Origin of the sequence: Bradyrhizobium sp. (assembly GCF_049586575.1) — a bacterium.
Lineage (GTDB): Bacteria > Pseudomonadota > Alphaproteobacteria > Rhizobiales > Xanthobacteraceae > Bradyrhizobium.
In genome coordinates this window covers 1-7368 of the sequence record NZ_JBAVCF010000647.1, presented here as the reverse complement: position 1 = coordinate 7368, position 7368 = coordinate 1, and the positions used below count along the sequence as shown (strand labels likewise).

8 protein-coding genes are annotated in these 7368 nt (G+C 55.5%); 4 read left to right on the top strand and 4 right to left on the bottom strand.

Features of this window, described 5'->3' with window-relative positions; all coding sequences use genetic code 11:
* On the top strand, positions 1–255 hold a 255-nt coding region (locus WB528_RS23905; RefSeq protein WP_423891343.1), incomplete at its 5' end, for an integrase core domain-containing protein.
* 103 nt (positions 256–358) lie between these two features.
* Here the strand turns inward: WB528_RS23905 and WB528_RS23900 are convergent.
* Together WB528_RS23900 and WB528_RS23895 are read right to left on the bottom strand one after the other, a co-directional pair.
* Positions 359–2212, bottom strand: coding sequence for a hypothetical protein (locus WB528_RS23900; protein WP_423891341.1), 1854 nt, complete (start codon positions 2210–2212; stop codon positions 359–361).
* Between the two features lie 391 nt (positions 2213–2603).
* Positions 2604–2957 carry a hypothetical protein gene (locus WB528_RS23895; protein WP_423891340.1) on the bottom strand — a complete coding sequence of 118 codons (354 nt, stop codon included), beginning with the start codon at positions 2955–2957 and terminating at the stop codon, positions 2604–2606.
* A gap of 615 nt (positions 2958–3572) precedes the next feature.
* Here WB528_RS23895 and WB528_RS23890 point away from each other — a divergent pair.
* Positions 3573–4520: a hypothetical protein gene (locus WB528_RS23890; protein WP_423891337.1), complete on the top strand. Its 948-nt coding sequence runs from the start codon at positions 3573–3575 to the stop codon at positions 4518–4520.
* A 508-nt stretch (positions 4521–5028) separates the two neighbouring features.
* On the opposite strand, the gene WB528_RS23885 is transcribed toward WB528_RS23890, so the two are convergent.
* Positions 5029–6081: an acyltransferase family protein gene (locus WB528_RS23885; RefSeq protein ID WP_423891335.1), complete on the bottom strand. Its 1053-nt coding sequence runs from the start codon at positions 6079–6081 to the stop codon at positions 5029–5031.
* A gap of 161 nt (positions 6082–6242) precedes the next feature.
* On the opposite strand from WB528_RS23885, the gene WB528_RS23880 reads away from it, so the two are divergent.
* Together WB528_RS23880 and WB528_RS23875 are read left to right on the top strand one after the other, a co-directional pair.
* Entirely contained in the window at positions 6243–6443 is a 201-nt protein-coding gene (locus WB528_RS23880) for a GDCCVxC domain-containing (seleno)protein (RefSeq protein ID WP_423891345.1), read from the top strand.
* 151 nt (positions 6444–6594) lie between these two features.
* Entirely contained in the window at positions 6595–6837 is a 243-nt protein-coding gene (locus WB528_RS23875; RefSeq protein ID WP_423891333.1) for a hypothetical protein, read from the top strand.
* A 196-nt stretch (positions 6838–7033) separates the two neighbouring features.
* Here the strand turns inward: WB528_RS23875 and WB528_RS23870 are convergent, their stop codons facing one another.
* On the bottom strand, positions 7034–7213 hold the full coding sequence (locus tag WB528_RS23870) for an EF-hand domain-containing protein (RefSeq protein ID WP_423891331.1): 180 nt from the start codon (positions 7211–7213) through the stop codon (positions 7034–7036).
* Between the last annotated feature and the right edge of the window lie 155 nt (positions 7214–7368).

The window sequence follows — 7368 nt, the reverse complement described above, 5'->3', positions numbered from 1 at the left end:
ACCAAGACCAAGAGCCCGCAGACTAACGGCATCTGCGAGCGCTTCCACAAGACCGTGCTCAACGAGTTCTATCGTGTCGCCTTCCGCAAGAAGGTGTATCGTTCAATCGACGAGCTGCAGGCCAATCTCGATCTGTGGATCCGCGAATACAATGAACAAAGGCCGCATCAAGGACGCTGGTGCTTTGGCAAGACCCCGATGCAAACGTTCCTTGACACAATATCCATGGCGAAGGAGAAAATGATCGCAGCCTAACCGCATCGGACACCAAAACCCGATCGCTCAACTTAGGCGCCGTCTGTCAGATCGAGTTCCAGCTAATACACCTAAGCTAAGCGATTATCTCGTGGCGGACCGTCTAAGCAGACACTGTCAATTTTCCGAACTTGGCGCCAAGCTCGCGTCTGCAAGCCACATACACATGATAGCGCTGCATTACAGCGCTCGTAAGAGCCTCAGACGAGAGCGCCCGGTCAATCTGATCCGGGCCCCATTCCTTGCTGCCCCTCAACTGCTGAATGCCAATTACCGTTTCTACTAGGGCCTGCTCGAACCATTGATGAACGATTTCTTTGACTGCCTCGTCGAGCGGTTGCCCACCTATGTCCTTCTCTTTCCGCAGTCGAGCGATCATATCTCTAAAGACTCGAAAATCGGCATTGATCAAAAGTCGATTTTGATTCTGAACAAACGTCGCAGCCTTATCCTCCATGCCGTCATCTGCCGTCCGACTGCCATCCTCGACACTTACCCAACTTACGACCGGAAAGGGATCAACAGTGGATTTTTCGCTTGCGACACCACCTTTCTTTTCGAATAGGTGGTAGATGTTACCGACCTCACCGTCCCTCTCACCCTTACTTGCTCCGCCAACACTCTGGCCAACGCCACCGCTTCCTTCCGATTTTGATGAAGACGACAGTGATCTACCAACGCGGACTGCCGATGATTCGTCTGATAGGTAGACGCCAGCAGGCGCAGGGCGGTAACGGCTGACCCTGTACAGGTCCATGACGTTTTTGAGCCGGTCTTTAATGCTGTTAACGTGATCCTTGTCTGTCAGGGCGGCAGCTTTATCATTGATAAACTCAACGAGGCACTTTGGCATATTCTCGCGAAATTCGTAGGCCCAGTCGTCCCATGGCAGCTTTTCGCCCCCCACGAGGAGCATGGTGCGTGCAGTGTTGGTGGTTAGCGCTTGGTCCTTTTCAGGGGTTGGTTCGAGATAAAGCACGACAAACCGGTATCCAAACAAGACGCCAAATCTCTGCAACAGTGCCGTACCGGCTCGTGCAGTGGCTCGGTCATACAGTTCGTTCTGATACAACGCCGCGACGTGGCCCGCAGAGTCAACAAAGCCGCTATTGTTCGAAATGGCCGGCTCGTCCTTCAAAATCCACCAATGAACCTTCGCTCCTGTGAGAGGTTCGATGCCAGAATGCATCGCGTGTGAGTCCAAATATGCCTTCTGTCCCGTTAGCGTACGGAGGACATTCCGGTCCTTATCAGTTCTCGGATTATCCCAACCTTCACGAGCCTTGATTGTAACACCCGCAGGGAACTGGAAATATCGCGTATTCAGGTACTTCGAAATCCATCTAGATGGCGATGCCGCGTCCGGGGGAGGCGCCATTGTATTGTCTGAGTTTTTGGCGCCCTGAAGAATTACTTTGGTTCCGTGCGAGCTAATTTCTGTAGGACGAATCGCGTCGTCTAATGGAAGGAAATGCGAATAACTTCCATCTTTGAGTGACCACTGCACCAGCCCATATTCGCCCGTGGCAAGGTTCTTTTCCACCTTGACCATATATCCGTCACCATTCTTCCAGGACTGATAAATGACCCCCGCTGGATTTTTTGTGGCGGCAGCAATTTTCGCCCCCACCCCGTAGTTTCCAGTGAAGGATTGTTCAGATCCAGATGAGGATAACTGATTAATGAAGCGGAGCATCTCATCTCCGGTCATACCGTCGCCAGTATCGACAATGCACACTTTCATCGGACCGCCGCCGAGGTCAAAAGAAATCCAATCCACGTCCCAGATCACCTGTCCAGGTGTTCCGGTACGGAGAACGGCCTCTATGGCGTTCTGAGTAAGCTCGCGAAGGTATTGGAGGGGGGAACAGTCTTGGCCAAGTCGGTCTAGCAGGAAGCCAACTTTGTCGACTGTCATCGGCAGCAGGTTGCCGCCGCCGCTGTGGGCGTTGCTCATCACTATCTCCCATCTCGGCGATGGCCACAGCGACCGCCTTGAGTGAAACGCCCTTACTGCTTTGCCTACGGTGGTCACCCCGCTGGATGTACGACCTTCGGCGTCCCCAGTTTGGGCACGATAAACAACACATGTCGCGGCGAAACTGATCCGTCAATCACTTTCTAATTGAACCCACAGCCGATATTGGAGCCTAGATGGCTGTCCAAAATCCGTCCTGCTCCAGGACGACAGGGCATCCGCCCTTATTGTGACTTCTCACGGAAATATCGCGCTTTTAAAGCTGGAGCGGGTGAAGGGAATCGAACCCTCGTCATAAGCTTGGAAGGCAGACGGAAATCCCTTTTCGATCAAGTGCAGTTGACACTTTTCGCGGATCAAAAACTGTAGTTTAGAGGCGAAAGTTGACACCTGCGAGAAGGCAAAATTGCCATCCGCACCTGCACTCGTCGTGCATCTCATCGGCGATGCTCCGCGGCGACAGCCGCATCAGCTCGGCGAACGGCGCGTGCGGCCGGCATGAGCGGCAGGACAGCCACGGGATCAGGCAGGTGATCGCCGCGTCAGGATGACGATCGAGCATGCGTAGATCGATCGCGTTTATGGTCCGGCAGGCTGGGCAGCGCACCCAAAGCCACCAATGCCGCGCTGCGATAGCGGCGCCGACCGTCGGCGAGAACAGCATCGGCATATGTGCCTCTTGCCGCGCGTTCCAGGTCGCGATCAGGTGTTCGGCGTCCGTCAAGATTTGGTACTGGTCGGTTTCCGAGCTTAGTGGCTGTTTTTGAAATAGAACTCCCGGATTTGACTTTTCACTGGTGCCCAGCTGATATTTACGGGAAATTTATATGAGTGAAATTTATGAGTTCGATTCATCCCGCAGTGTTGCCCATGCTCATAATGCTGATGGCCGCCAGTATCGCGGTTACTGTCGGATGGCATGGTCGCGGGCGGTGGTATTAGGCCTCCGCCGTTGGCTGCCTCTTTGGTAGTATTAGGCGAACGAAATTCTCGCTCCCGGCGACTAAAAGGCCATGGAGTGGGCGATCGTGATTATCGTAATACTGGCGGTTGCCACTTTCGTGGCACTCGCCCGCAAATAGGACTCCTTAGTCGATTGTGATTTATCACAGTGCGCCGCTGTTAAGGCCGAAGCTACCCTCATTAAGAGCCCTTCCGCGCCGCAGCAGGTCGCCCCCTGTTTGGCGTTCCGATCGCACCCCCTTCCATGACGCAGGATGAGGCGCGGCGCATCGCGGTGAACATCGCCAAGCTGCCGCAGCTGCTAAGGACGAAACGGACCGGGTAATGGCCCAACACAAAGGTTGACTTGTAGTAGCGGCGACGCTGCAATGAAGCCGTGCCTGCGTACCTCGATGAGGAATTTCTCGACCGCGTGCGACGCGCCTACCGCACAGCGTTGAGAGTCGATCTCAAGGCGACCGGACCGATTTGGTCAGCAATCGATGCGCGGCGCGCAGACGTTCATGCAGCGCTACTCGATGATACCAACACTCGGCTCCGGCAAATCTTCGCCGATCCGACCAGCACTGACCTTTATTACGGTTGCGACCGTCTATCCCGGAGCCTTGTACCCGTTCAACCTGAATACTTCGTCGAGGAAGCTTTGAAAGCCGGCCGCGGCCTCGATGCCAAACGCCAAGCAGACCGTGTTGCGGATCTTCTCGACAAGACAACCTCAAGCTCGGTTGTTGAAATAGGTCCCGGCATGGGCCGCATAGCACTTTTCGCCTTTTGTGCCGGCATTGCTGATTACACAACGATCGATCTTCCCCTTGGACTGGTCGCGCAAGCCTGTTTCCTTGGCCGAGTGCTGGGACCTGATAAGCTCTGGTTTGACGGCGAAGCCGCTGAGAGCGCGACGGGAAGGATCAAATTGTACTCTGTCGCGAGATTGCCGTCTCGTCGCTATGGAGTTGCGATTAACGTCGACTCGATGACGGAAATACCTTGGCGAGAAGCCTTCCGCTACGCCTGCTGGCTCGGAGAGCACGCTCGTTTATTTCTCTCTATCAACCATGAACGCCACGTTTTCACCGTCGCCGAACTCATGGCGTTTGCCGGAATGACGTGTTGCCAGCGAAGTGTCGTCGGAGACCTGGACGGCTATGAACCCGGCCTGGGCTATCGCGAAGAAGTCTATGGTCTGCGACGGAGTCGTCTTGAAGGTGCCCGGCGCGGGGCTTTTCACGTCTTTCTGAGCGCGCGCTCTCGGGCGCGACATATTAGGCGCCTAGCTCGAATTTTATGTTTTGCAGCAACGGATTCCTTAAACCCCAAACACTAGCCTCGCGTATTGTCCGTCCCCAAAGCGGACAATCCACTGGCCCCGGCTTCGACCGGGGCTTTTTTTAGTTGTTAAGATGGGGCGCTGGCCTTTCCGGCAGCACCATGTGTTTCGGTAGAAATTGTCGCGAATTGCAATTCTTTAAGGAACTCGCTTTTCAGGCCCCGGTGCGAACTTTACGCTGCGATAAGCACGCGGGAGACGACCATGTGGCAGATGCTTTTGATCCCACTGTCGATTGTTCTGTTAGTGAGCACGCTCATTCCCTCGTTGCGCAACTCAGCGCGACCAAAGAAACCTTCGAGGGAGCCCGAGGGATTAAAGATCATATATCCTAGGCCCATCGCTCCTCTAAGCCGCAAATGAAAATAGCCCCGCCGATCGAGCGGGGCCAGTTGATGCTGAGAATTACGGGCGTTACCTGCCCGCGCGACAAATGCTACGCCGGCGAGCGAGGTGCGGCAAGCGAGCGCCAGCCAGCCGTGTTACGAAAGCTATACGCCGTATTTTAGACGCTTTCGGGCTTTGGCTTCAGGTATTGCACGCGCAATTCGAGAAATGGGCGCTCAACAACATAGTAGCTCGCTATCGCGACAGGTAATACGGCGGCAAATGCGACCAACAAGTCCAGCACGTAGGTATCGACCCAGCCGCCGACAGGCAAAAAACGACCGATAGCTTCGAATACCACATATTGCCAAACGTACATGCTGAAACTGACGCGGCCGACGAAAGCCGCGAAACGGCCACCGACGATGCCGTACGGCGCCTTAAGGTAACCAACAAGTAGCACGCCGAAGCTTGCCGAAAGCAACGTTGGCCAGACAATCCAGCTTGGCCCGGTAAGGGAGCTGCGCAGTTCGCCGTGGGCAATTGCCACGATCGCAACAAGGGCAAGGACCGGAATCCAGATCGGCAATTGCTTTGGCAGCCGCGCAAAAGCCAGTTGCGCCAGACAGCCGATGACGAAGGCATCGATGCTGCCGAACAGGCTGAAATAGCCGAAGCTGTAGGCGGCACCGGCGGAGAGATACGCAAGCGTTCGGGTGCCGATCATGAAGGCGATGAGCCCTAGACCGACCGAAGCGCCCCGTATCCGTAATAGCTGCCAGAAAAATGGAAAGATCAGATAGAATTGCAGTTCTACGGCGATTGACCACATCATCCCGCCGTAGGCGCCGTAGTGCAGACGGTAAAGATTTGAGATGGGCAACAATGCCAACAAAAAATCGATGCCAGTCTGGGTCTCGCGCGGATCAGGTGTGACGAAATAGCCAAGTGCTACGATAAAGATGAAAAGCGGATAAATCCGCAAGATGCGGTTGAGATAGAACTTCGGTACATCAAGGTCAGCATCACCAACGATATGACTGAGGATGAAGCCCGAGATCACCATGAACAGCGTCACGCCGACCTGACCATGTTCAATCAGCGCCAAGGGAAAACGCGGCAGTGGTAACTGTCGCATATAGCCCCTGAATTCGAAGAGAACGACACAAAGCGCGGCGAGCGCGCGCAGATGATCGAGCCGTCCAAGATATGCGGTATTTTTGCTCTGCACGCTTCGCTCACAACGAGAGGATTACACCGGAATTTCCAGTCTCGGATCGCCGGGTAGGACAATCAAGCCCAAGTAAAAAGGCTCGCCGGTTAGTCACGGCGGGGCATAGGAGAAAGAGCGCCCCTTCTCGGGCAAAAAACGCAATTTAAGAGCCATGCGCCATCATCGCTTGCCCCGGGTGCGGCTATCGGTCCACCGAGATCAGGCGGACCGATACGTGTCAGTTCTTCTATCACTGCAAGGGACGCGGAGAGCGGCTTAAACCTTTGAAGGGTGATTGCTGCGTGTTCTGCTCCTATGGGACGCTGTCATGTCCACCATTGCAATCGCCAAACCGGACCGGCCTTGAGCGAATTGCGTAAGCCCGGCACAAGCTACCGAATCTACTGAGGCGGTAAGCGCTGCCGATGACCCCCGATTGAAAATCCGCCAAATTGCCGCGCGAACCACAATGCAGCGAATTGCGTTAGCGGTTATCGGCCACGATTGGCCAATCGAACTAGGAGGCTTCAGATGCAGTCGGGCCTGAAATCCACATTGGCTTCCATAGGCGGGTTCCTAATCTTCCTTGTCGCCCTGGCGACGCCGGCCACCGCCGCAACCTACTGGGTCGTCGTGGACCCTACCACGCATCAATGTTCAGTGGTCGAGCAGGACCAGAAGCCCGCCGGCAAGGTAATCGGAAACGGCTATTCAAGCGAGGAAGTCGCTCAGTCGACTACGCAGCGCGCAATTGCGTGCGGTGGCGTCCATTAAAGGCGCCAGAACAGCCGCAATCGAACAATGAAAAAGCTCCGCCGCGCGTCGTAGTCATGCGGGCGGGGCCAACGGGAAGCTCTCCGTCGAGAGCCGTGCAGCGGTAGCACCATTGGATGGCCGATCGGTGCCCCAAATGTGGCGGCTTTGATCCAAACGTCAGGCTGAGTCGCGGCCCGTGAAGCAATAAGCCCGATTATTCGCGCGACGGAGGAAACCGCGTGCCGGCGCCGCCCATAAAGTTCTCCATTTCCTGCAGGCTGACGAAGCCGTCTTTGTCGGAATCCATCGCCTTAAAGATGCGCTCCTGAGCAGCCTGCCACTCCTGGACCGAGAGTTTCCCATCACCGTCAGTGTCCATCAGAGCGAATATCATTTTGGTAATTATGGAACCCCTCGCGCCAGGACCCACGGCTCCACGCCGCCAGCCACCTCCGCCGAGGCCTCGGCCCATCATTCCTCGAGGATACCCCCCTGAAGAAGGCTGTAGAAGCGGAACAGGTGCTGAAGGCGGCTGGGGAATCGGAGCAG

Excerpts from the sequence above, each read along its gene's own strand:
- WB528_RS23900 (WP_423891341.1), bottom strand. The coding sequence starts at position 2,212 with ATGAGCAACGCCCACAGCGGCGGCGGCAACCTGCTGCCGATGACAGTC.
- WB528_RS23875 (WP_423891333.1), top strand. The coding sequence starts at position 6,595 with ATGCAGTCGGGCCTGAAATCCACATTGGCTTCCATAGGCGGGTTCCTA.
- WB528_RS23870 (WP_423891331.1), bottom strand. The coding sequence starts at position 7,213 with ATGATATTCGCTCTGATGGACACTGACGGTGATGGGAAACTCTCGGTC.